We start from the raw sequence: 22,409 nt of genomic DNA on the forward strand, positions 1-22,409 counted from the left end.
TCGTCAGCGGGCGCCGTTGGGAGTGAATTTGTCATGGAGAACAGCCCGGATTCCGCTGCTTCCCTGCTGGAGGTGCGTGGGATCAGCAAGAGCTTTGGCGCCGTGCGTGCGTTGCAGGAGGTCGACTTCACGCTTCGCGCCGGCGAGATCCATGCGCTGCTCGGTGAGAACGGCGCCGGCAAGTCCACGCTGATCAAGGTGATCACCGGTGTGTTCCCGCGCGATGCTGGCATCGTCAGGATCTGCGGCGAAGAGGTCGCGCCACGCTCGGCCAAGGCGGCGGTTCAGGCCGGCATTGCCACCGTCTACCAAGAGGTCAATTTGCTGCCGAATCTCTCGGTGGCGCAGAACCTATTCCTCGACCGGCAGCCGATGCGCTTCGGCATCGTGCGTGAAGGCGAGATGCGACGCCGCGCGAAGTCGCTGCTCGCGGATTTCGGTCTCGATATCGACGTATCAGCGCCGCTTGGCAATTATTCGGTGGCGATCCAGCATGTCACCGCGATCGCGCGCGCCGTCGACCTTTCGGCGCGCGTGCTGATCCTGGACGAGCCGACCGCGAGTCTCGATCGCCATGAGGTCGAGATCCTCTTTCGCATCATGCGTCAGCTTGCCAAGCGCGGCATTGGCATCGTCTTCGTCAGCCATTTCCTCGACCAGGTGTATGAGATCTCCGATCGAATCACCGTTTTGCGAAATGGTCGCCTGGTCGGCGAGCGCGAGACCGCGTCGCTGTCGCGGCTCGAGCTGATCCGGATGATGCTCGGCCGCGAGCTGGCCGAGACCACCAGCGCGCGGGCATCGGCAGGCGCACAGACGACGCGTGAAGTCTGTGCGAGCTTCGAGGGTTACGGCAAGGCCGGCTATGTCGCGCCGTTCAATCTCGAGCTGCGGCATGGCGAAGTGGTCGGTCTCGCCGGCTTGCTCGGCTCGGGCCGGACCGAGACGGCCCGGCTGGTGTTCGGCGCCGAGCGCGCCGATCGCGGACAGGCGAGGGTGGAAGGCGCGCCTGTCCGGCTTCAATCGCCGCGCGACGGCGTGCGCCACGGCTTTGGCTATTGCCCTGAGGAGCGCAAGACCGACGGCATCGTCGCCGAGCTCACCGTGCGCGAGAACATCGTGCTCGCGCTTCAGGCCAAGCGCGGTTTGCATCGGCCGCTGTCGCGGCGCGAGCAGGACGAGATCGCGAGCCGTTACGTCAAGATGCTCGACATTCGTCCGCCCGATCCGGAGCGTCCGGTCGGCCTGTTGTCCGGCGGCAATCAGCAGAAGGTGCTGCTGGCACGGTGGCTTGCGACCTCGCCGCGGCTCCTCGTGCTGGACGAGCCGACCCGCGGCATCGACGTCGGCGCGCACGCTGAGATCATCCGTCTGATCCGCGAGCTCTGCGACGACGGGCTCGCGCTGCTCGTGATCTCCTCCGAGCTCGACGAGATCGTGACCTATTCCGATCGCGTAGTGGTGCTGCGCGACCGCGCGCATGTCGAGGAGCTCGCGGGCGAGGCCATCGACGTCGGCAGCATTCTCGCCGCCATCGCCGCCGATGGCGCCAGTGTCGCGCATGAGGGCCGGGCATGACCGCGCTGTTGCCGCGCCGCGGCCTTGCCCAGATCCTCGCGTTGATCGTCATCCTGGCGGTCGATCGCGTGGTGTCGCCGCAATTCTTCGATTTGCGCCTTCAGGACGGCCGGCTGTTCGGCAGCATGATCGACGTGCTCAACCGCGGCACGCCGGTGGCGCTGCTCTCGCTCGGCATGGTGTTGGTGATCGCGACGCGCGGAATCGATCTGTCAGTCGGCGCTGTGATGGCGATCTCGGGCGCGATCGCGGCGAGCCTCGCCGACAGCCACAGTCTGGCCGTGGTGCTGGCGGCTGCGCTCGGCGCGGGCCTGATCTGCGGATTGTGGAACGGATTTCTCGTCGCGGTGCTCGGCATGCAGCCGATCGTGGCGACCTTGATCCTGATGGTGGCGGGACGCGGCATCGCTCAGCTCATCACCGAGGGACGCATCGTGACCTTCTCCTCGCCCGATCTGGTCTGGCTCGGCAACGGCTCCATCTTCGGCGTACCGGTGCCGGTCGCGATTGCGCTGGGCATGCTGATCCTCACCGGTGCGGTGGTGCGCGGCTCGGCACTCGGATTGCTGATCGAGGCAACCGGCGGCAATGCGCGAGCGAGCGAGCTTGCCGGCGTCGGCACGCGCGCGATGATCTTGGCGGTCTATGTCTGGTGCGGCGTTTGCGCTGCGCTTGCCGGCGTCATCGCAGCGGCCGACATCATGGGCGCGGATGCCAACAATGCCGGCCTCTGGCTCGAGCTCGACGCCATCCTCGCGGTGGTGATCGGCGGCACCTCGCTGTTCGGCGGCCGCTTCAGCCTCGTGCTGGCCGTACTCGGCGCGCTGATCATCCAGACCATGAACACCGGCATTCTGCTGTCGGGCTATCCGCCGGAGTTCAATTTGCTGGTCAAGGCGGTGGTGGTGCTCGCCGTGCTGCTGCTGCAATCGCCGAAGCTGTCCGGCTTTGCCGGCGTTGTGACGCGGCTGCGGGGGACCAAGGCATGAAAGGCCTGCCGCCCGTCCTCATCACGGCGATCGTGCTTGTCGCGGGATTCGTGCTCTGCGCGATGCAGTTTCCCAACATCGCCTCCACCCGCGTAGTCGGCAACCTCCTGACCGACAACGCCTTCCTCGGCATCGTCGCGACCGGCATGACCTTCGTCATCATTTCCGGCGGCATCGATCTCTCGGTCGGCTCGGTGATCGGCTTCACCACGGTGTTCGTCGCGCTGGCGATCGAGCGCTGGGGAATGCCGCCCTTGGTCGCCTTCGTCGCCATTCTCGCGCTCTCGGCCGCCTTCGGCGCGGCAATGGGCGCGGTGATCCATGTCTTCGATCTGCCGCCTTTCATCGTGACGCTCGCCGGCATGTTTTTGGCCCGGGGTGCCAGCTTCCTACTCTCGACGGAATCGGTGCCGATCACGGCACCGGTCTATTCGACCGTGTCGGACTTCGCTCTGCGACTACCCGGCGGTGGACGGCTGACGGCGGTCGCGATCATCATGCTTGCGATCGTGATCGGCGGCGCATTGCTGCTGCAGCTCACCCGGTTCGGCGCCAATGTCTATGCGCTGGGCGGCAGCCGGGCGACCGCGAGCCTGATGGGCGTTGCAGTTGGCAAGATGACGGTAAAGATCTACATGCTGTCGAGCTTGCTCGCTGGCATCGCCGGCATCGTCTTCTCCTTCTACACCAGCGCCGGCTACTCGCTGTCCGCCGTCGGCGTCGAGCTTGACAGCATCGCGGCCGTCGTGATCGGCGGCACGCTGCTCACGGGCGGGCAGGGCTCGGTGATCGGTACCTTCCTCGGCGTGTTGATCCAGGGCATGATTCAGACCTACATCAATTTCGACGGGACGCTGTCGAGCTGGTGGACAAAGATCGCGACCGGTGTGCTGCTGTTCGCCTTCATCGCCTTGCAACAGGGATTGGTTGCGCTCGCGCGCCGGCCCGTGGCAAAGCGCGCGGGAGCAGTCTGATGACCACCTCGCGTATCCTCGTCATTCCGACGCGCCGGGCGCACTCAAATCACGCGGAAGTGGCCCGCTCGATCGGCGTTGACATCATCGCCGGCCGATATGCAGAAGGGACGCGGCTGCCGGGCGATGCCGAGATGATCGCGATGTTCGGCGTGTCGCGACCGGTGCTGCGCGAGAGCGTAAAGACGCTGGTGGCCAAGGGCCTGCTTACTACCAAGGCGCGCGTCGGCACCGTCGTGCGCGAGCGCGTCGCCTGGAACATGTTCGACGCCGACGTGCTGGCCTGGCACCTGGATGCCGGGATCGACAAGCGCTTCCTCAACGACCTCGCCGAGATCCGCCTCGCGGTCGAGCCGCGCGCGGCCGCGCTGGCGGCGGCGCAGCGGTCGGAGCAGGATCTCTCCGAGCTCCGTCGCTGCATGGAACGGATGCGGCTTGAGGCCTCCGACTCCGTTGGCTTCGCCGATGCCGACCTTGCGCTCCATGTCGGTGTGGCGCGCGCCTCCGGAAATCTGTTCATGCGCTCGATCGGGCACGTCATCGAGGCTGCGTTGCGCGCCTCATTCCTGCTCAGCGCACCGGTCGAACCGGAGGACCGCGACACCGTTCTGCTCTGGCATCAGAAGATCGTCGATGCCATCGCCGCCGGCGAAGCCGCGACTGCGTCGGAAGCGATGGTCTACGTCATTCACAACGGCATGCGCCGCCACGAGGGTACAGTGATCGAGACTGTACCAACCGAAGCGCTGCCGTCCGCGGAAGCTGGAGAAAAATCGTGACTGAACTTCGCATCGCCATCGTCGGCTTCGGCAAGATCGCGCGGGACCAGCATGTCGGCGCCATCGCAGCGGTTCCCGGCGCGACGCTGGCAGCCGTCGCGAGCCGCAACGCCTCGCTGCCGGATCTGCCGCATTTCGCGACCATCGAAGAGCTGCTGGAAAAAGGTCCGCCGATCGACGCGGTCTCGCTCTGCACGCCGCCTCAAGTGCGCCGCGCCCAGGCCGTCGCAGCGCTCAGGGCCGGCAAGCATGTCATGCTGGAGAAGCCGCCGGGCGTCGGCGTTGCCGAGCTCGATCCGCTGATCGCGATGGCGAGAGAGGCCAAGCGGACGTTGTTCGCGACCTGGCATTCGCGCCATGCGCCGGCGGTCGAGCCGGCGCGCGAGTGGCTCGCCGCCCGCCGCGTCCGTTCCGTGCACATCAACTGGAAAGAGGACGTCCGCGTCTGGCATCCCGGGCAGGCCTGGATCTGGGAGCCGGGCGGGCTCGGGGTGTTCGATCCCGGCATCAATGCGCTGTCGATCCTGACCCGGATCCTGCCGAAGCCCGTGTTCGTCACCGCGGCCGAGCTCGCCTTCCCCGCCAATTGCCAGGCGCCGATCGCCGCGAACCTGACGCTGACCGACATCGACGGCCTGCCTGTGACCGCCGAGTTCGATTTCCGCCAGACCGGACCGCAGAGCTGGGATATCCTGGTCGAAACCGACCAGGGCCGGATGACGCTATCCCGCGGCGGCCGGATCATGGCGATCGATGGCAAGACCGTTGCCGAGGCGCCCGATGAGGAATATCGGGAGCTTTACCGGCGCTTCGTCACGCTCGCCGCGACAGGGGCGAGCGACGTCGATCTGGCGCCGCTTCGTCTCGTTGCGGACGCCTTCCTGCTCGGCAGGCGCACGATCGTCGAACCGTTTGTGGATTGATCATGGCTGGATCGAAAACAGAGAGAGACGTCTTCGGAACGCTGCCTGACGGCCGCAAGGTCGAGCGCATCGTGCTGCGCGGCGAGGGTGGGTTCGAGGCGCGGATCATCACCCATGGCGCGGTGATCCAGGCGCTGATCGCGCCGGACGCCAAAGGCGGCTACAACGACGTCGTGCTCGGCCATGATGGGTTCGCCGGCTATCTCGCTGAACGAAAGTTCTTCGGCGCCACCGTCGGCCGCTACGCCAATCGCATCGCCAACGGACAATTCTCGCTGGACGGCGAGACGGTGCAGCTTCCCGTCAACAACGGTCCGAATGCGCTGCATGGCGGCCTCGACGGCTTCGACCGCAAGCTCTGGGACATTGCGGAGATCGACGATGGCGCCGAGCCCGCGGTCACGCTGACCTACACGAGCCCGCATGGCGAGGAGAACTATCCCGGTCGGCTCGATGTGCGCCTGACTTATCGCGTCACCGGCCCGGCCGAGCTATCCCTGACCATGGAGGCGCGGACCGACCGTCCGACCATCGTCAACCTGACCAACCACAGCTTCTTCAATCTCGAAGGCGCGACATCAGGCACGGCCATTCTCGATCACAAGCTGACGGTCGCCGCCGGGCATTTCCTCGCGATCGCTCCCACCGCCATTCCGTTGCCCGAGCCGCCGCGCAGCGTTGCCGGCACGCCGTTCGACTTCCGCGAGCCGCGGCCGGTCGGCGAGCGCATCCGCGAGAGCGACCAGCAATTGCGCAACGGCAAGGGCTACGATCACACCTACTGTCTCGCGCGTGACGGCAAGCTTGCGCTCGCGGCGCGGCTCGAGGCGCCGCGCTCGGGCCGCATCATGGAGCTGTTCACCGATCAGCCCGGCCTCCAGGTCTATTCGGGTAATTATCTCGACGGCACGATCTCGGGCAAGGGCGGCAAGCTGTACCGGCAGTCGGACGCCATGTGCCTGGAGCCGCATATCTGGCCGGACGCACCGAACCGGCCGGATTTCCCGAGCCCGCGTCTTGCGCCCGGCGAGGTCTATCGCCACCACACGGTCTATCGCTTTGCGGTGAGGAGGCCATGATGGAACAGGTGCCGACCTCGGTTCTTTCGACCGATCCTTGCCATCTCGGCGAGGGACCGACCTATGACGTGACCACCGACACCGCCTGGTGGTTCGATATCCGCGAGGGACGACTGTTCGAGGCGCAACTCGGCAGCGGCAGCATTCGCGTTCATGCGCTGGGCCGGATGGCGAGCGCACTTGGGCGGATCGATGCCGAACGGCAGTTGATCGTCGCGGAAGACGGCCTCTATATCCGCAAAATTGCCGACGGTGCGATGGCGCTGCTCTGTCCGCTCGAAGCCGACAATCCCGCGACCCGCTCCAACGATGCCCGCGTGCATCCCTCCGGCACGTTCTGGATCGGCACCATGGGCCGCAAGGCGGAAGCAGAGGCAGGCGCGATCTACGCGTTCCATCACGGCGAGATATCGATGCTGTTTCCGCGCATCAGCATTCCCAACTCGATCTGCTTCTCGCCCGATGGCGCCACCGGCTACTTCGCCGACACTGCGCGCGCGGTGCTCTACGCGGTGCCGCTCAATCCCACGACCGGCCTGCCCCGCGGCGAGCCGCAAGTGCTGCTGCGCCAGACCGGCGTCGGCGGCCTCGACGGATCGGTGTGCGACGCGGACGGAAACATCTGGAACGCCTGCTGGGGCGCGAGCCGCGTCGACCTTTACTCTCCGCAAGGCGAGCGGCTGCGCTCGCTCAGCGTGCCGGCAAAGCAGGCGAGCTGCCCCGCTTTTGTCGGCCCTGATCTGTCGCGTCTCCTCGTCACCTCGGCCTGGCAGGACATGGATGCGGCGGCGCGTGCCGCCGATCCGCAAGCCGGCTACACCTTCCTGTTGGAGGCCTCCGCGCGCGGTCGCGCGGAGCCTGACGTCAAGCTCGCATAGGAGGCTCGAAGCCGCACACGACCAACGTTCTCGACGACACGAAAAAACAGTCTGACATCCAAGGGAGTGAAACATGTTGAAACTGAAGACGACCTTCCTCGCGCTCGCGGTGGCCGGCGCTGCGACGATCGCCGCGGGCGTCACCGCCTCGGCCCAGGACAAAGCAACAGTCGGCATCGCCATGCCGACCAAATCGTCGGCGCGCTGGATCGACGATGGCAACAACATGGTCAAGGTGCTGAAGGAGCGCGGCTACAACACCGACCTGCAATATGCCGAGGACGACATTCCGAACCAGCTCTCGCAGGTCGAGAACATGGTGACCAAGGGCGCGAAAGCGCTGGTGATCGCCGCGATCGACGGCACCACGCTGTCCGACGTGCTCAAGCAGGCGAAAGCAAAAGGCATCACCGTGATCGCCTATGACCGCCTGATCCGCGGCACGCCGAACGTCGACTATTACGCGACGTTCGACAATTTCCAGGTGGGCGTGCTCCAGGCCGAGTCGATCGTGCAGGGCCTCGGCCTCAAGGATGGCAAGGGTCCGTTCAACATCGAGCTGTTCGGCGGCTCGCCCGACGACAACAACGCCTACTTCTTCTACAACGGCGCGATGAGCGTTCTGAAGCCGTACATCGACAGCGGCAAGCTCGTTGTCGTCTCCGGTCAGATGGGCATGGACAAGGTCGCGACCTTGCGCTGGGACGGCGCCACCGCGCAGGCCCGCATGGACAATCTGCTCAGCGCCTACTACGGCAACAAGAAGGTCAACGCGGTGTTGTCGCCGTATGACGGCCTGTCGATCGGCATCATCTCCTCGCTGAAGGGCGTCGGTTATGGCAGCGCCGGCCAGCCGATGCCTGTCATCTCGGGCCAGGATGCCGAGGTGCCATCGATCAAGGCGATGCTGCGCGGCGATCAGTATTCGACCATCTTCAAGGACACCCGCGATCTCGCCAAGGTGACCGCCGACATGGTCGACGCTGCGCTTGCCGGCAAGCAGGTCACCGTCAACGACACCAAGACCTACGAGAACGGCGCCAAGACCGTGCCGTCCTATCTGCTCAAGCCGGTCGTGGTCTACAAGGACAATTGGGAGAAGGTCCTGGTCGACAGCGGCTACTACAAGAAGTCGCAGTTCCAGTAAGAGGTCTACTCCCTCTCCCGACCTGCGGAGAGGGAGTTCTTTAGGGTTAGGGCGAAGCGCATGTTTATCAACTCGTCATGCCCGGGTTTGTCCCGGGCATCCACGTCCCTCTTCGCAAGCGGCTGCACGTGGATGGCCGGGACAAGCCCGGCCATGACGATTGTGGTAGCCCCCGGGAGAATGAACCGATGACCGCAATGCTGGAGATGCGTAACGTCAGCAAGAGCTTTTCCGGCGTCCAGGCGCTGCGCGATGTCAACTTCTCGGTTGAAGCCGGGCAGATCCACGCCCTCGTCGGCGAGAACGGTGCCGGCAAGTCCACGCTGATGAAGGTGCTCAGCGGCGTCTACCCGGCCGGCAGCTACGAGGGCACCATCATCTTCGATGGCGAGGAGCGCCGCTTCCGCGACATCAACGATTCCGAGGCGCTCGGTATCATCATCATCCATCAGGAGCTGGCGCTGATCCCGCTGATGTCGATTGCCGAAAACATCTTCCTGTCGCATCCGCCGTCCAAGCTCGGCGTGATCGATCGCGACGAGGTCTATCGGCGTACCCGGGAACTCCTGGCTCAGGTCGGCCTCAAGGAATCGCCGGACACGCTGATCACCGATCTCGGCGTCGGCAAGCAGCAGCTTGTCGAGATCGCCAAGGCGCTGTCCAAGCGGGTGCGGATGCTGATCCTGGACGAGCCGACCGCCAGCCTCAACGAGGCCGACAGTGCCGCGCTGCTCGAACGTCTCATGGCCTTCCGCGAGCAGGGCATCGGCGCGATCCTGATCTCGCACAAGCTGAACGAGGTCGCCCGCGTTGCCGATCACATCACCGTCCTGCGCGACGGCCGCACCGTCGACGGCATCGACTGCCGCGCCGAGCCGATCCAGGAGGACCGCATCATCCGCAGCATGGTCAACCGCGATCTCGCCCATCGCTTTCCGGAGCGCAGCGCAAAGATCGGCGAGCCCGTCCTCACCGTCGAGAACTGGTCGGTCTACCATCCCATCCATCCCGAGCGGCAGGTGATCAAGAACGTTGATTTCAGCGTGAAACGCGGCGAGGTCGTCGGCATTGCCGGATTGATGGGCGCTGGCCGCACCGAATTCGCCATGAGCCTGTTCGGCCGTTCCTGGGGCACCACGATCAGCGGTCGCATCCGGCTCGAGGGCCATGAGATCGTGCTGCCGAATGTCGCGGCCGCGATTGACGCCGGCCTTGCCTATGTCACGGAGGACCGCAAGCAGCTCGGGCTGATCCTCGCCGACGACGTCCGCAAGAACATCACGCTCGCAAGCCTCGACCAGGTCGCTCCTCGCCGCGTGATCGACGACATCGCCGAGCTGAAGGTCGCCAGCGACTACCGCAACCGGATGCGCATCCGCTGCTCCGACGTCTATCAGGAGACCAGCCAGCTCTCCGGCGGCAACCAGCAAAAGGTCGTGCTGTCGAAATGGCTGATGACGGATCCCAAGGTCTTGATCCTGGACGAGCCGACCCGGGGCATCGACGTCGGTGCCAAGTACGAGATCTACTGTATCATCAACGAGCTTGCAGAGGCCGGCCGCGGTGTGGTGGTGATCTCCTCGGAGATGCCCGAGTTGCTCGGCGTCTGCGACCGCATCTGCGTCATGAACGACGGTGCCTTCGTCGGCGAGTTCCCCGGCACCGAAGCAACACAGGAAAAGATCATGCGCGCCATCATGCGCAACGACAGAAATTATGGAAGCCGCGCCCTGGCGGGTGCCGAGATGGGAGGATCGCAGCCATGACCGACAAGACGGTTTCGCTGCCCGAGGAGCGCCGGAACGGCAGCTTCATCAAGAACAATCTGCGCAACTACGGCATGCTGATGTCGCTGATCGCGATCATGCTGTTCTTCCAGGTCATGACCGGCGGCACGCTGCTGCAGCCGCTCAACCTGACCAATCTGGTGCTCCAGAACAGCTACATCGTCATCATGGCGCTGGGCATGCTGCTCGTCATCGTCACCGGCCATATCGACCTCTCGGTCGGCTCGGTCGCGGGTTTCGTCGGCGCGGTGGCCGCCGTGCTGATGGTGACATACAAGGTCGACTACACGCTCGCCTTCATCGCCTGCCTGCTGCTGGGCGCGGCAATCGGCGCCGCGCAGGGCTATTGGGTGGCCTATTTCAAGATCCCGTCCTTCATCGTGACGCTAGCGGGCATGTTGGTGTTCAAGGGGCTTGCGCTCGCGGTGTTGCAGGGCCAGTCGCTCGGACCGTTCCCGGCGACCTTCCAGAAACTGTCCTCCGGCTTCATTCCGGAGCTCTTGCCGGAGGCCGGCACCCTGCATCCGACATCCATGCTGATCGGTGCGGTGCTCGCGCTCGGCCTCATCTACGCCAGCGCCAGGGGAAGGTCGCGCGAGCAGTTGCACGGCATCGAAGTCGAGCCCTACGCGTTCTTCCTCGGCAAGAGCATTCTTCTGGCCTGCGCCGTGCTCTATTTCACCTATCTGATTGCCTCGCATCGCGGCCTGCCCAACGTGCTGGTGATCATGGGTGCGTTGATCGCGCTCTACGGCTTCGTCACCCGCCGCACCGTGATCGGCCGGCAAATCTATGCGGTCGGCGGCAACGCCAAGGCCGCAAGCCTGTCGGGCATCAAGACGGAACGGTTGACCTTCCTCACCTTCGTCAACATGGGCGTGCTCGCCGCGCTCGCCGGCCTCGTCTTCGCCGCGCGCCTCAACACCGCAACGCCGAAGGCGGGTCTCGGCTTCGAGCTCGACGTCATCGCCGCCTGCTTCATCGGCGGCGCCTCAGCCTATGGCGGGGTCGGCCGCGTCGGCGGTGCCGTGGTCGGCGCCATGATCATGGGTGTGATGAACAACGGCATGTCCATCCTCGGCATCGGCATCGACTATCAGCAGGTCATCAAGGGCCTGGTCCTGCTCGGGGCAGTGTGCATCGACGTTTATAATCAGCGGAGATGAGGCTGCGTAGCCGGATGGAGCGAATCGCAATACGGGACCCTGACCCGCATTCCGCTCTGCTCCATGCAGGCTGGGGCAGCCGTTACTGCGTCGTGAACAGCACCGCCGCGATCGCGACGGAGATGCTCACCGCCGACACGGTGGCCACGGTCGATAGCACGCCGATTCGCCGGAGCGCGAAGGCGAAGACGATGATGATGGGCGTCGCGGTCATCAGCCCGATTTGTGCATCGCTCATGTCATCGCTCGCAGCTCCATGGAACCTTCGGCGTTTCGTACCGCGACCCGGCAGGCTGGACGTTGTGACGGCGCAAACAAATTGATCGGCATTCCCCAAGTTTGTCCGGCAACAAACTCGGATCGGTACGGCTGAGCTAGGTCTGGCCGGTGTCCTGATCCGGAAGAGCAGATGTCGTCAGCCGATTGCGAACCACAGGGAACGGGTTGGGGAATTCTGGACGATCTTCCCGGCGATCCCATGATCTGGGTGCTGATCTTCAGCGAACTCGCCGCCTTCGGTCTGTTTCTCGGTACCTTCACGGTCGCCCGCGCGATCCATCCCGCCGTGTTCGCGGCGGGGCAGGCGGCGCTTGATCCGGGTCTCGCCGGATTGAACACTATCGTGCTGGTGACGAGCGGTTGGGCCGCGGCCCGGGCTACGAAGGCCGCGCGGGCCAGCGAGAGGCGGGCGACACGATACTGGCTGTTCACAGCCATGGGGCTTGGTGGCCTGTTCGTGGCGGTCAAGCTCGCCGAATATGCCGAAGAGATCGGACGCGGCATCGGAATTGAAACCAGCCCCTTCTTCACACTCTACTTCCTCCTGACCGGCTTCCATCTCCTGCACGTCTGCCTCGGCATCATCATCCTCGCATTGGTCTGCCGCCGCGCTGAAGCGTTCGGCGTCGAGACGGGAACGGCCTTCTGGCACATGGTCGATCTGGTCTGGATCGTGATGTTCCCGATTCTTTATCTGGTGCGGTGACGATGCCGGATCGCCTGGACATCACCTGGATCGCGCTGATCGGCCTCGCGCTCGCGACCATCCTGGTGCCGCCGCTGGTGCCGCGGCCACTGCTCGGCAACGCCCTGCTGCTGGCCTTGGCCGCCGTCAAGGGCCGCCGGATAGTACTCGACTTCCTCGATCTTCGCGCGGCGCCCGCGCTCTGGCGCGGCCTCGTCAGCGCTTGGATCCTCATCGTGGTGCTGTTTGCCTGGCTCACATCCGCCGTCGTCGCCCTGATCTGACTCACTCCTTGCGCCTTGACAAAGAACGGGCTGGGCCAATCGGCAATAAATCGCATCACCGATTTACGCGACAGGACTCAATTGAAAGGATTGGCAATGGCTGAACGCCTGACCAAGTCGGCCGCTCGAAACGTCTTCTACGGCGGCTCGGCTTTTTTCTTCGCCATCTTCATCGGGCTGACGGCGCACAGCCACTATTATATGGCCACGACCTCGACGGACGCGACGACGCTGACGTCGTCGGTCGCCCGCGGCAAGCATGTCTGGGAGAAGAACTCCTGCATCAACTGCCACACCTTGCTCGGCGAAGGCGCCTATTTCGCGCCCGAAGTCGGCAACGTCTGGGATCGATGGGGCGGCAAGGAAGACCCGGCCGGCGCGCGAGAGACGCTGAAGGCCTGGATGCAGTCGCAGCCCTCGGGCGCGGAGGGCCGGCGGCAGATGCCGCAGTTCAACCTCACCGACCAGGAGCTCAACGATCTCGCAGATTTCCTGCAATGGGTGAGCACGATCAAGCGCCAGGATTGGCCGCCGAACAAGGCCGGCTGAGCCCGCCGCTTTCCTCTTTCAAGACAGAGAGAATCCGAGATGAAATACCAAACCCAGAAAGTCGCGATGCTGTATTTCTACGGCGCGCTGACCCTGTTCCTGGCCCAGGTCCTGTTCGGCCTCCTCGCCGGGACGATCTACGTCCTGCCCAACACGCTATCGGTGCTGCTGCCGTTCAACATCGTCAGGATGATCCACACCAACGCGCTGATCGTGTGGTCGTTGATCGGCTTTATGGGCGCGACCTATTTCCTGCTGCCTGAGGAAACTGAGACCGAGCTGTACAGCCCGCTGCTCGCAAAGATCCAGTTCTGGATGTTTTTTGGCGCGGCGGGCGTCGCGGTGGTGGGCTATCTCTTCCACTACCACGAGGGCCGCGAGTTCCTTGAGCAGCCCTTCATCATCAAGGTCGGCATCGTCGTCGTCTGCCTGATGTTCCTGTTCAACGTGACCATGACTGCGCTCAAGGGGCGCAAGACCACGGTCACCAACATCCTGCTGTTCGGCCTGTGGGGCGTTGCGATCTTCTTCCTGTTCGCCTTCTACAATCCGGCGAACCTCGCCGTCGACAAGATGTACTGGTGGTACGTCGTCCATCTCTGGGTCGAGGGTGTCTGGGAGCTGATCATGGCCTCCGTGCTCGCCTATCTCATGATCAAGCTCAATGGCATCGATCGCGAGGTGGTCGAGAAGTGGCTCTACGTCATCATCGGCCTCGCGCTGTTCTCGGGGATTCTCGGCACCGGCCACCATTTCTACTGGATCGGCGCGCCCGGCTACTGGCAGTGGATTGGCTCGCTGTTCTCGACGCTCGAGGTCGCGCCGTTCTTCACGATGGTGATCTTCACGGTGCAGATGACCTGGAAGGCCGGCCGCAAGCACCCGAACCGCGCCGCGCTGCTGTGGTCGGTCGGCTGTTCGGTGATGGCGTTCCTGGGGGCCGGCGTCTGGGGTTTCCTGCACACGCTGTCCTCGGTGAACTACTACACCCACGGCACCCAGGTCACCGCCGCGCACGGCCATCTCGCCTTCTTCGGCGCTTATGTGATGCTCAATCTTGCCGTGATGGCTTACGCCATCCCGCAGATCAAGGGACGCGCGCCCTATAACCAGTGGCTCAGCATGACGAGCTTCTGGATCATGTGCACGGCCATGATGACCATGACATTCGCGCTGACCTTTGCCGGCGTGGTCCAGGTCCATCTCCAGCGCGTGCTCGGTCAGGGCTACATGGACGTGCAGGACCAGCTCGCCTTCTTCTACTGGGTGCGGCTCGGCTCCGGTGTGTTCGTCGCGATCTCCGCGCTGATGTTCGTCTGGGCCGTGCTGGTGCCCGGCCGCGAAAGGCAGGCGACCATTCCCGCCGCGCTGCAGCCGGCCGAGTAAGCGTGAAGGCGGCCGCGTTTCATCGCGGCCGCCGCTTCAGAAATTTTCGGAGAGAGATCATGAAAGCAGCTCTTCACGCCTTGGCCGCGCCGGCACCCGCGCTACCAGCCTATGTCGCAAGCGGCAACGAATGCGTGCTGTTCGAGCATGCCTGGCGGCACCGGCTTCCGGTCCTGCTGAAAGGGCCGACCGGTTGCGGCAAGACACGTTTCGTCGCGCATATGGCGGCACGGCTGGGCTTGCCGCTGCACACCGTCGCCTGCCACGACGATCTCACCGCCGCCGATCTCACCGGCCGCTATCTGCTGAGGGGCGGCGACACCGTGTGGACCGACGGTCCGTTGACGCGCGCGGTCCGCGAGGGCGGCATCTGCTATCTCGACGAGGTGGTGGAAGCCCGCAAGGACGTCACCGTCGTGCTGCATCCGCTCACCGACGACCGCCGTATTCTGCCGCTGGAGCGAACCGGCGAGGAGCTTGTTGCTCCCGCGAGCTTCATGCTCGTCGTCTCCTACAATCCCGGTTACCAGACCCTGCTCAAGGCGTTGAAGCCCTCGACGCGGCAGCGCTTCGTCGCCATCGAGTTCGCCTTCCTGCCGGCCGAGCAGGAGATTGCGGTGGTGTCGGCCGAGAGCGGGCTGCCACCGGATCGCGTACGGCCGCTGGTCGCGCTCGCCGGACGTCTGCGGGCGCTGAAGGCGCATGATCTGGAGGAGGGCGTCTCGACCCGGCTCGTGGTGTATTGCGCGACCTTGATTGCGGCGGGAGTCTCGATCGCCGATGCCGTGCTCGCCGGCATGATCGAGCCGCTGACCGACGATTCCGATGTCAAGGCGGCGCTGCTGGATGTCACGCGCGCCGTGGTTGGGTGAGGCCGATTCCATGCTCGACTTCCTCGAATTGGAGGAGACGGTCGGCCGTGCCTGGCACCGGATGGTCGGCGGCACCGCGAGCTATCCGGTTCACGATGATCACGCGGTCGCGCTCGCAGAGGTGAGAGGCCGGCTCGCGGTGATGTTCCGTGCGCTTGGGGGCGAGACGGGTGTTCAGATCGCAAGCGCAGGCGCACGCAGAGCGGGCCATCGGCTCGGCTGGCGGCAGCGCATCGGCCTTGGAGACGAACGTCTCGAACAGCCGGGCCGCGACGCCGCGACCGTCTTCCTCCCCGATCGCATCGCGATATTCGCCGACCGCGGCCTCAACGCATGCCTCTATCGCTGGCTTGGGGCGTGGTTCGCGGTCGCTCCGATCGAGACGATCACGGAGCATGATCCGCTGCGGCGGGACCTTCTCGTCCTGCGCCGGGCGAGCGAGACGGCGGTCTTTGTGCTCACGCAGTTTCCCGGGCTCGCCGCCGATTACGCGCAGTTCGCTGCAGCAATGGCCGAGGCCCGGCCGCGACGTCCGTTGCCGCGTCTCGAGCAGGAGATCGAGCAGATCGCTCTCGCCTTGCTCGGGGCCGGAAAGGCGCCCGCGGGCCGGCTGTGGCCGGCGATGATGGGAACAGGTCCGCTGCCGGACAAAGCGCCGCCGGGCTATCGCTCGGTCCTGCCGTGTCCGCTCTGGGGCGATTGCTGGACGCGCGAGCTTTCGCCCGCGCATGCGGGCGACGACGCGTGCGCGCCTGGCGCGGGGGCCGCGACCCAGGACAATCGCAAGCGCTTTGCCGTACGCGAGCGCGAAAACAACGCCAATCGCCGCGATCCCTTCGTGCTCAACCGCTTCGAAAAGATCCTCGCGATGGCCGAGATGGTCAATGTCGACCGTCCGGCCGACGACAACGAGGACGAGGACGCGCAGAAGGCCGCGGACGATCTCGAGGAGATCACGCTCAGTCGTCGCAGCGGCAAGCCGGCGAGCCGGCTCAAATTCGATCTCGACCTGCCGCCGGAAGCCCTTGATGCCTCGCCGCTGAACGCAGATCTCACCTATCCCGAATGGGACTACCGCAGCAGCTCCTACCTGCCCGATCACTGCCACGTGCTCGCGGGCGCCGCGTCCGAGACCGGCGAGACCTGGTCGCCCGACGAGTCCATGCGCCGGCATATCCGTCAGGTGCGGCGGCGCTTCGAGATCTTGCGGCCGCGCCGCGAATTGATGCGCGCCCAGGCCGATGGACACGACCTCGACCTCGACGCGCTCGTGCGCGCGCGGTGCGATCTTCGCGCCGGCAGCGGCGGCGGTCTCGATCGTATCCATGTCGCGATGCGCCCGCAGGGGCACGATCTCGCCGTCACGCTGCTTGTCGATGTCTCGCTCTCGACGGACGCCTGGGTCGAGGGCCATCGCGTGCTCGACGTCGAGAAGGAGGCACTGCTCGTGCTCGCGCACGGCCTGTCGGCCTGCGGCGACCACCACAGCATCCTGACCTTTACGTCCCGCCGACGGTCCTGGGTGCGGCTCGAAACGGTCAAAGCCTTCGGCGAGCCGATGGGCGGGGCAGTGGAGCGTCGTATCGGTGCGCTGAAGCCCGGCTACTACACGCGGATCGGCGCGGCGGTACGCCACGCCTCGGCCGAGCTCGCCCGTCAGCCGCAGCGCAAGAAGCTGCTGCTCGTCCTCACCGACGGGAAGCCGAACGATGTCGATCACTACGAAGGCCGCTTCGCGGTCGAGGACACCCGCAAATCGGTGCAGGAGGCGCGCCGGCTCGGCATCGCCGCCTTCGGCGTCACGGTGGACGCAACCGCGCAATCCTATTTCCCGACGCTGTTCGGGCGTGGCGGCTACGCCATCGTCGGTAATATCCGCCGACTGCCCGCGGCGCTGCCGGCGATCTACCGGCAGGTGGCGCACTGATCCGGGAAAGGGTGCGGCCTTCCGTCTCTGGTGAGCTATTGCCCATGCTATGGGTATATGATCGAATGGCGGGATGGACCAGGGCCGGCCGAAACCCGATCTGATCATCTTCGACTGCGACGGCGTGCTGGTCGATAGTGAGCTGTTGAGCTGTCGGTGTCTGTCCGACGTGCTGGCCGAATGCGGCCTCGCGCTGAGCCCGGAGCAGGCGCTCGAACTCTTTCTCGGACGCAGCACCAAAGCGGTCGAGCAGCATTATCGGGATCTCGGGCAGGTCGTGCCGGACGGCTTTCTGCCGCGCTTGAAGTCGCATGTGTTGAGCACGTTCGCCGGATCACTCCAGCCGATCGCGGGTGTTGCCGCCGTGGTATCGGAATTGCGGACACCATTCTGCGTGGCCTCGTCCAGCGACATCGACCGTATCGCGCTCTCCCTTGACGTCACCGGCCTGCGGGCGCATTTCGGCGACCAGATTTACACCGCGCAGATGGTCAGGCACGGCAAGCCGGCGCCCGATCTCTTTCTCCACGCGGCCGAGCAGATGGGCGCGCAACCTGCGCGCACGCTAGTGATCGAGGACAGTGCGAGCGGCGTGCTGGCGGGTAAGGCGGCCGGCATGATGGTCTGGGGATTTGCCGGCGGCAGCCATTATCGCGGACGCGACGGGCACGCTATACTGTCGGGTGCGGGGGCCGACCGGGTCTTCGCGCGCATGATCGATTTCTGGAAGGACGCCTGACGCCCGCCATGGCCGCCGAGAACGAAAAGACCAGGCTCGATGACGCCGCGCGTGCCGGCTGGCTGTATTTCATTGCCGGTCACACCCAGGACGAGATCGCGAAGATGCTCCAGGTGTCGCGCGCGTCGGCGCAGCGGCTGGTGTCGCTGTGTCTCGCCGAACGGCTCATCACCTTCCGGCTGGAACATCCTATCGCCGCGTGCATGGAATTGGCGGCGCGTCTGAAGGAGCGTTTCGAGCTTACCCATTGCGAGGTGGTGCCGGCAGATTCCGCCGCACCGCAGGCCACAGCGGGCATTGCCGAACGCTGCGCCAATCTGCTCGATTCCACCCTGCGTTCGGAGACCCCCGTCATCGTCGCGCTCGGCACGGGACGCGCCGTGCGCGCCGCAGTCGAGCGCGTCACGCCGATCGACCGGCCCAATCACCAGATCGTCTCGCTGGTCGGCAACATCTCCGCCGACGGTTCTGCGAGCTTCTACGACACCGTCGGCCGGCTCGCCGATCGCACCGGCGCACGGCACTATCCGATGCCGCTGCCGTTCCTGATGTCGTCCGAGGACGAGCGCAACAAGATGGTCCGGATCGAGCCGATCGCGAAGGTGAAGGCGGTCGCAGCCAAGGCGGATTTGCGCCTCGTCGGCATCGGCCAGATGGACCAGAAGGCGCAGGTCCATGTCGACGGCTTCGTCACCCGCGACGAATTGTTCGAGATGATGCGGCAAGGGGCAATCGGCGAGATCACCGGCTGGGCTTATGATTCCAAGGGCCGCCTGCTGAAGGCCGGCACCAACAGGCGCCTGACAAGCATCCCGCCGGAAGTACCCGCGAAGACCACGACGATCGGCGCCGCGGTCGGTGCGGCCAAGGTGCCGGCGATCGCGGCGGCGTTGAATGGACAGTTGATCAACGGGCTGATCACGGACGAGGCGACCGCAAGGGCGATTCTGGAGCGCTGAGGCAGGCTCGCTCTTCGCGTTGGCGAGGCAGGCGGTCTTTCCCCACACCACACTGTCATCGTCCGCGCAGGCGGACGATCCAGTACGCCGCGGCTCCTCTTAGGGCAAACCAATAGACGACACGGCGTACTGGATGCCCCGCTTTCGCGGGGCAAGACACTGAGTGTGAGACGAGAGCTCAGCCCATCTCCCGCACCGCAGCACTCATAAGTTGCGCGAACAGCTTTGCGCCTGCTTGACAACGGCCCGCCCTCGGTCGAACATACGCCCAAAGCGTGGGCATATGCTCAAGAGCGCGATCCTAGGGAGGTCACCGTGAAACACGTCCTCGGCGCCGTCTGCGGCGCGTCTTGCCTGTTGCTGGCCGTCCCTGCGATGGCCGAAACCACCCTGACGATCGCCACCGTGAACAACGGCGACATGATCCGCATGCAGGGGCTGACGGCTGAATTCACCAAGAAGAACCCCGATATATCGGTCAAATGGGTGACGCTTGAGGAGAACGTGCTGCGCCAGCGCGTCACCACCGACATCGCCACCAAGGGCGGCCAGTTCGACGTCCTCACCATCGGCACCTACGAGGTGCCGATCTGGGCCAAGAAGGGCTGGCTGGTGCCGCTCGCGAATCTCGGCGCCGACTACGACGTCGCCGACCTCCTGCCCAAGATCAAGGATGCGGTCTCCGTCGACGGCAAGCTCTACGCCGCGCCGTTCTACGGCGAGAGTTCGATGGTGATGTACCGCACCGACCTGTTCGACAAGGCCGGCCTCAAGATGCCGGAAAAGCCGACCTGGGATTTCGTCGTGGACGCCGCCAAGAAGCTCACCGACAAGAGCACCGGCGTCTACGGCATCTGCCTCCGCGGCAAGGCCGGCTGGGGCGAGAACATGGCGTTCCTCTCCGCCATGGCCAATTCCTATGGCGCACGCTGGTTCGACGAGAAGTGGCAGCCGCAATTCAACACCCCGGAATGGAAGGCGACACTCACGACCTATGTCGACCTGATGAAGCAGGCCGGCCCTCCTGGTGCGAGCTCGAACGGCTTCAACGAGAACCTGGCGCTGTTCAATGCCGGCAAGTGCGCCATGTGGATCGACGCCACCGTCGCGGCGTCCTTCGTCACCAACCCGAAGGACTCCAAGGTCGCCGACAAGGTCGGCTTTGCGATGGCGCCCAACACCGGGCTCGGCAAGAACGCCAACTGGCTGTGGGCCTGGAATCTCGCAATCCCCGCCGGTTCGAAGAAGGCGGAAGCCGCCGAGAAGTTCATCGCCTGGGCGACGAGCAAGGATTACACCAGGACCGTCGCCGCGAAAGAGGGCTGGGCCAACGTGCCGCCGGGCACCCGAACCTCGCTCTACCAAAATCCTGATTATCTGAAGGTCGCCCCGTTTGCGAAGCTGACGCTGGCCTCGATCGATGCCGCCGATCCGAACAAGCCTACGGTGAAGCCGGTGCCCTACGTCGGCGTGCAATATGCGGCGATCCCCGAATTCCAGGGCATCGGAACGCAGGTCGGGCAGCAGTTCTCGGCCGCGCTTGCGGGATCGATGACGGTTGATGCCGCGCTCACCGCGGCGCAATCCTCAACCGAGCGCGAGATGAAGCGCGCGGGTTACATCAAGTGAGCTCGAGCTCTCCCTCCTGAGCTCAGACTTGCGGCCATCCACCGCTAAGGATGGATGGCCGCCTTCTTCCCGCAAGCGGAGAGAAGCCAAGAATGGCAACCCGGCAGACGCAGCTTCTCGCACGGACGCTCCTGACGCCGGCCGTCGGGCTGCTGTTCATCTGGATGATTGTCCCGCTCGCGTTGACGATCTATTTCTCGACGCTGCATTACAGCCTGCTCGATCCCGGCTCGGAATCGTTCGTCGGGCTGGAAAATTTCCGCTACTTCCTCACCGATCCCGCGTTCCTCGCCTCGCTCCAGAATACGCTGGTGCTGGTCGGCTCGGTGCTGGCGCTGACTGTCCTGCTCGGAATTCCGCTGGCGCTGCTGCTCGATCAGCCCGTGATCGGCCTCAACATCGTGCGGCTGATGGTCATCGCGCCGTTCTTCGTCATGCCGACGGTGAGCGCCTTGGTCTGGAAGAACCTGTTGATGCATCCGGTGTCCGGGCTGTTTGCCTGGATCGCGTCGCTGTTCGGGTTGACGCCGATCGACTGGTTCACCGACGCGCCGCTGCTCGCGGTGATTCTGATCGTGTCTTGGCAATGGCTGCCGTTCGCGACGCTGATTTTGCTCACTGCGATGCAGTCGCTCGACGAGGAGCAGAAGGAGGCCGCCGAAATGGACGGCGCCAGCGCGGTCTCGACCTTCATCTACATTACGCTCCCGCACCTCGCGCGTCCCATCACGGTGGTGATCCTGATCGAGACGATCTTCCTGCTCACCGTCTTTGCCGAAATTTACGTCACCACGGGCGGCGGCCCGGGACTGTCGACCACCAACATCGCTTTCCTGATCTATTCGCAGGCACTGATCCAGTACGATGTCGGCACCGCCTCGGCGGGCGGCCTCGTCGCCGTCGTGATCGCCAACGTCGTAGCTTTCTTCCTGGTCCGCATCGTCGGCCGCAATCTGGAGGCTTGAGACATGGCGCGGATAGCGACGAGGCAGCGGGTGGTGGTCTCGACCATCGGGGCGTGGTTCTTCGGCTTCCTGATCTTCTTCCCAATCCTCTGGATGGTATTGGCGAGCTTCAAGACCGAACTTGAGGCCTTCGCGATTCCGCCGTCCTTCCTGTTCTTCCACTGGACCACCGAGAACTACGCAACGGTTCAGGAGCGCAGCGACTATTTCCTCCACGCAATGAACTCGATCATCATCGCCGGCGGCTCGACCTTGATCGCGCTGCTGATCGCGATCCCCGCCGCCTGGTCGATGGCGTTCTCGCCGACCAAACGCACCAAGGACATCCTGCTCTGGATGCTCTCGACCAAGATGATGCCGCCGGTCGGCGTGCTGGTGCCGATCTACCTGATCTACAAGTCCTTCGGCTTGCTCGATTCCCGCATCGGGCTCGTCTTCATCCTGTGCCTGGGAAACTTGCCGATCGTGATCTGGATGCTCTTCACCTATTTCAAGGAGATCCCGCGCGACATCCTGGAAGCCGCGCGCATGGACGGCGCCACCATCGGCCGTGAGCTGGTCTATGTCCTGACGCCGATGGCGATCCCGGGACTCGCATCGACCATGCTGCTGAACCTGATCCTGGCCTGGAACGAGGCGTTCTGGACGCTCAATCTGTCGACCTCGAACGCTGCGCCGCTCACCACGTTCATCGCGTCCTATTCGAGCCCGGAAGGGCTGTTCTGGGCAAAGCTGTCGGCGGCGTCGACGCTGGCGATCGCGCCCATTCTCGTCCTCGGTTGGTTCAGCCAGAAGCAGCTCGTGCGCGGGCTCACCTTTGGCGCGGTAAAGTAGG

The 22,409-nt window shown here is 64.8% G+C and carries 22 protein-coding genes; 21 read left to right on the forward strand and 1 reads right to left on the reverse strand.

The annotated features are described in order from the left end of the window. The first annotated feature begins 33 nt into the window (after positions 1-33). From IVB41_RS17090 to mmsB, 10 genes are all read left to right on the forward strand, one after another. Positions 34-1,578 carry a sugar ABC transporter ATP-binding protein gene (locus IVB41_RS17090; protein WP_247433063.1) on the forward strand — a complete coding sequence of 515 codons (1,545 nt, stop codon included), beginning with the start codon at positions 34-36 and terminating at the stop codon, positions 1,576-1,578. Next, a complete protein-coding gene (locus IVB41_RS17095) occupies positions 1,575-2,567 on the forward strand; it encodes an ABC transporter permease (protein WP_247407702.1) in 993 nt (330 codons plus the stop codon). Before IVB41_RS17090 ends, IVB41_RS17095 begins: the two co-directional genes overlap by 4 nt. Further along, positions 2,564-3,541: a galactofuranose ABC transporter, permease protein YjfF gene (gene yjfF / locus IVB41_RS17100; protein WP_247433066.1), complete on the forward strand. Its 978-nt coding sequence runs from the start codon at positions 2,564-2,566 to the stop codon at positions 3,539-3,541. Before IVB41_RS17095 ends, yjfF begins: the two co-directional genes overlap by 4 nt. Continuing rightward, positions 3,541-4,320 carry a FadR/GntR family transcriptional regulator gene (locus IVB41_RS17105; RefSeq protein ID WP_247433070.1) on the forward strand — a complete coding sequence of 260 codons (780 nt, stop codon included), beginning with the start codon at positions 3,541-3,543 and terminating at the stop codon, positions 4,318-4,320. Before yjfF ends, IVB41_RS17105 begins: the two co-directional genes overlap by 1 nt. Continuing rightward, on the forward strand, positions 4,317-5,243 hold the full coding sequence (locus tag IVB41_RS17110) for a Gfo/Idh/MocA family protein (RefSeq protein WP_247433074.1): 927 nt from the start codon (positions 4,317-4,319) through the stop codon (positions 5,241-5,243). The genes IVB41_RS17105 and IVB41_RS17110 overlap by 4 nt, the downstream gene beginning before the upstream one ends. A gap of 2 nt (positions 5,244-5,245) precedes the next feature. Then, the gene (locus tag IVB41_RS17115) at positions 5,246-6,322 is read left to right on the forward strand and encodes an aldose epimerase family protein (protein WP_247433076.1); all 1,077 of its coding nucleotides are present in this window, start codon (positions 5,246-5,248) and stop codon (positions 6,320-6,322) included. After that, positions 6,322-7,200, forward strand: a complete 879-nt coding sequence (locus IVB41_RS17120; RefSeq protein ID WP_247434799.1) for an SMP-30/gluconolactonase/LRE family protein — start codon at positions 6,322-6,324, stop codon at positions 7,198-7,200. Before IVB41_RS17115 ends, IVB41_RS17120 begins: the two co-directional genes overlap by 1 nt. 73 nt (positions 7,201-7,273) lie before the next feature. After that, positions 7,274-8,347, forward strand: coding sequence for a multiple monosaccharide ABC transporter substrate-binding protein (gene chvE, locus IVB41_RS17125; protein ID WP_247433079.1), 1,074 nt, complete (start codon positions 7,274-7,276; stop codon positions 8,345-8,347). Between the two features lie 188 nt (positions 8,348-8,535). Next, positions 8,536-10,113, forward strand: a complete 1,578-nt coding sequence (gene mmsA, locus IVB41_RS17130) for a multiple monosaccharide ABC transporter ATP-binding protein (protein ID WP_247359795.1) — start codon at positions 8,536-8,538, stop codon at positions 10,111-10,113. Further along, entirely contained in the window at positions 10,110-11,300 is a 1,191-nt protein-coding gene (gene mmsB, locus IVB41_RS17135) for a multiple monosaccharide ABC transporter permease (protein WP_247433082.1), read from the forward strand. The genes mmsA and mmsB overlap by 4 nt, the downstream gene beginning before the upstream one ends. Before the next feature lie 82 nt (positions 11,301-11,382). Here mmsB and IVB41_RS17140 read toward each other — a convergent pair whose 3' ends face one another. After that, positions 11,383-11,538 (reverse strand): hypothetical protein, encoded by a 156-nt coding sequence (locus IVB41_RS17140; protein WP_247433087.1) that lies wholly within the window; start codon positions 11,536-11,538, stop codon positions 11,383-11,385. Between the two features lie 171 nt (positions 11,539-11,709). On the opposite strand from IVB41_RS17140, the gene IVB41_RS17145 reads away from it, so the two are divergent. The 11 genes from IVB41_RS17145 (at position 11,710) to IVB41_RS17195 (ending at position 22,408) form a co-directional block, all read left to right on the forward strand. Beyond that, positions 11,710-12,285, forward strand: coding sequence for a cytochrome c oxidase subunit 3 family protein (locus tag IVB41_RS17145; protein ID WP_247359792.1), 576 nt, complete (start codon positions 11,710-11,712; stop codon positions 12,283-12,285). Positions 12,286-12,287: 2 nt separating this feature from the next. Beyond that, positions 12,288-12,548 (forward strand): cytochrome C oxidase subunit IV family protein, encoded by a 261-nt coding sequence (locus tag IVB41_RS17150; protein ID WP_027569188.1) that lies wholly within the window; start codon positions 12,288-12,290, stop codon positions 12,546-12,548. A gap of 96 nt (positions 12,549-12,644) precedes the next feature. Further along, entirely contained in the window at positions 12,645-13,097 is a 453-nt protein-coding gene (locus tag IVB41_RS17155) for a cytochrome c (RefSeq protein WP_027517044.1), read from the forward strand. Between the two features lie 39 nt (positions 13,098-13,136). Continuing rightward, positions 13,137-14,483, forward strand: a complete 1,347-nt coding sequence (locus tag IVB41_RS17160; RefSeq protein WP_247288925.1) for a cbb3-type cytochrome c oxidase subunit I — start codon at positions 13,137-13,139, stop codon at positions 14,481-14,483. Positions 14,484-14,542: 59 nt separating this feature from the next. After that, entirely contained in the window at positions 14,543-15,355 is an 813-nt protein-coding gene (locus IVB41_RS17165) for a CbbQ/NirQ/NorQ/GpvN family protein (protein WP_247433091.1), read from the forward strand. A gap of 10 nt (positions 15,356-15,365) precedes the next feature. Beyond that, positions 15,366-17,282: a nitric oxide reductase activation protein NorD gene (locus tag IVB41_RS17170; RefSeq protein ID WP_247434802.1), complete on the forward strand. Its 1,917-nt coding sequence runs from the start codon at positions 15,366-15,368 to the stop codon at positions 17,280-17,282. A gap of 73 nt (positions 17,283-17,355) precedes the next feature. After that, complete coding sequence (locus IVB41_RS17175) at positions 17,356-18,021, forward strand: HAD family hydrolase (protein WP_247433094.1); 666 nt, start codon at positions 17,356-17,358, stop codon at positions 18,019-18,021. An 8-nt stretch (positions 18,022-18,029) separates the two neighbouring features. Next, positions 18,030-18,980: a sugar-binding transcriptional regulator gene (locus IVB41_RS17180; protein WP_247288932.1), complete on the forward strand. Its 951-nt coding sequence runs from the start codon at positions 18,030-18,032 to the stop codon at positions 18,978-18,980. Positions 18,981-19,295: 315 nt separating this feature from the next. Continuing rightward, complete coding sequence (locus IVB41_RS17185) at positions 19,296-20,609, forward strand: sugar ABC transporter substrate-binding protein (protein WP_247288933.1); 1,314 nt, start codon at positions 19,296-19,298, stop codon at positions 20,607-20,609. Positions 20,610-20,701: 92 nt separating this feature from the next. Further along, positions 20,702-21,574, forward strand: a complete 873-nt coding sequence (locus IVB41_RS17190) for a carbohydrate ABC transporter permease (protein WP_247288934.1) — start codon at positions 20,702-20,704, stop codon at positions 21,572-21,574. Positions 21,575-21,577: 3 nt separating this feature from the next. After that, complete coding sequence (locus tag IVB41_RS17195) at positions 21,578-22,408, forward strand: carbohydrate ABC transporter permease (RefSeq protein WP_027569196.1); 831 nt, start codon at positions 21,578-21,580, stop codon at positions 22,406-22,408. Position 22,409 lies beyond the last annotated feature (1 nt).

The sequence above is a fragment of the Bradyrhizobium sp. 44 genome (genome assembly GCF_023073095.1).
Classification (GTDB): domain Bacteria; phylum Pseudomonadota; class Alphaproteobacteria; order Rhizobiales; family Xanthobacteraceae; genus Bradyrhizobium.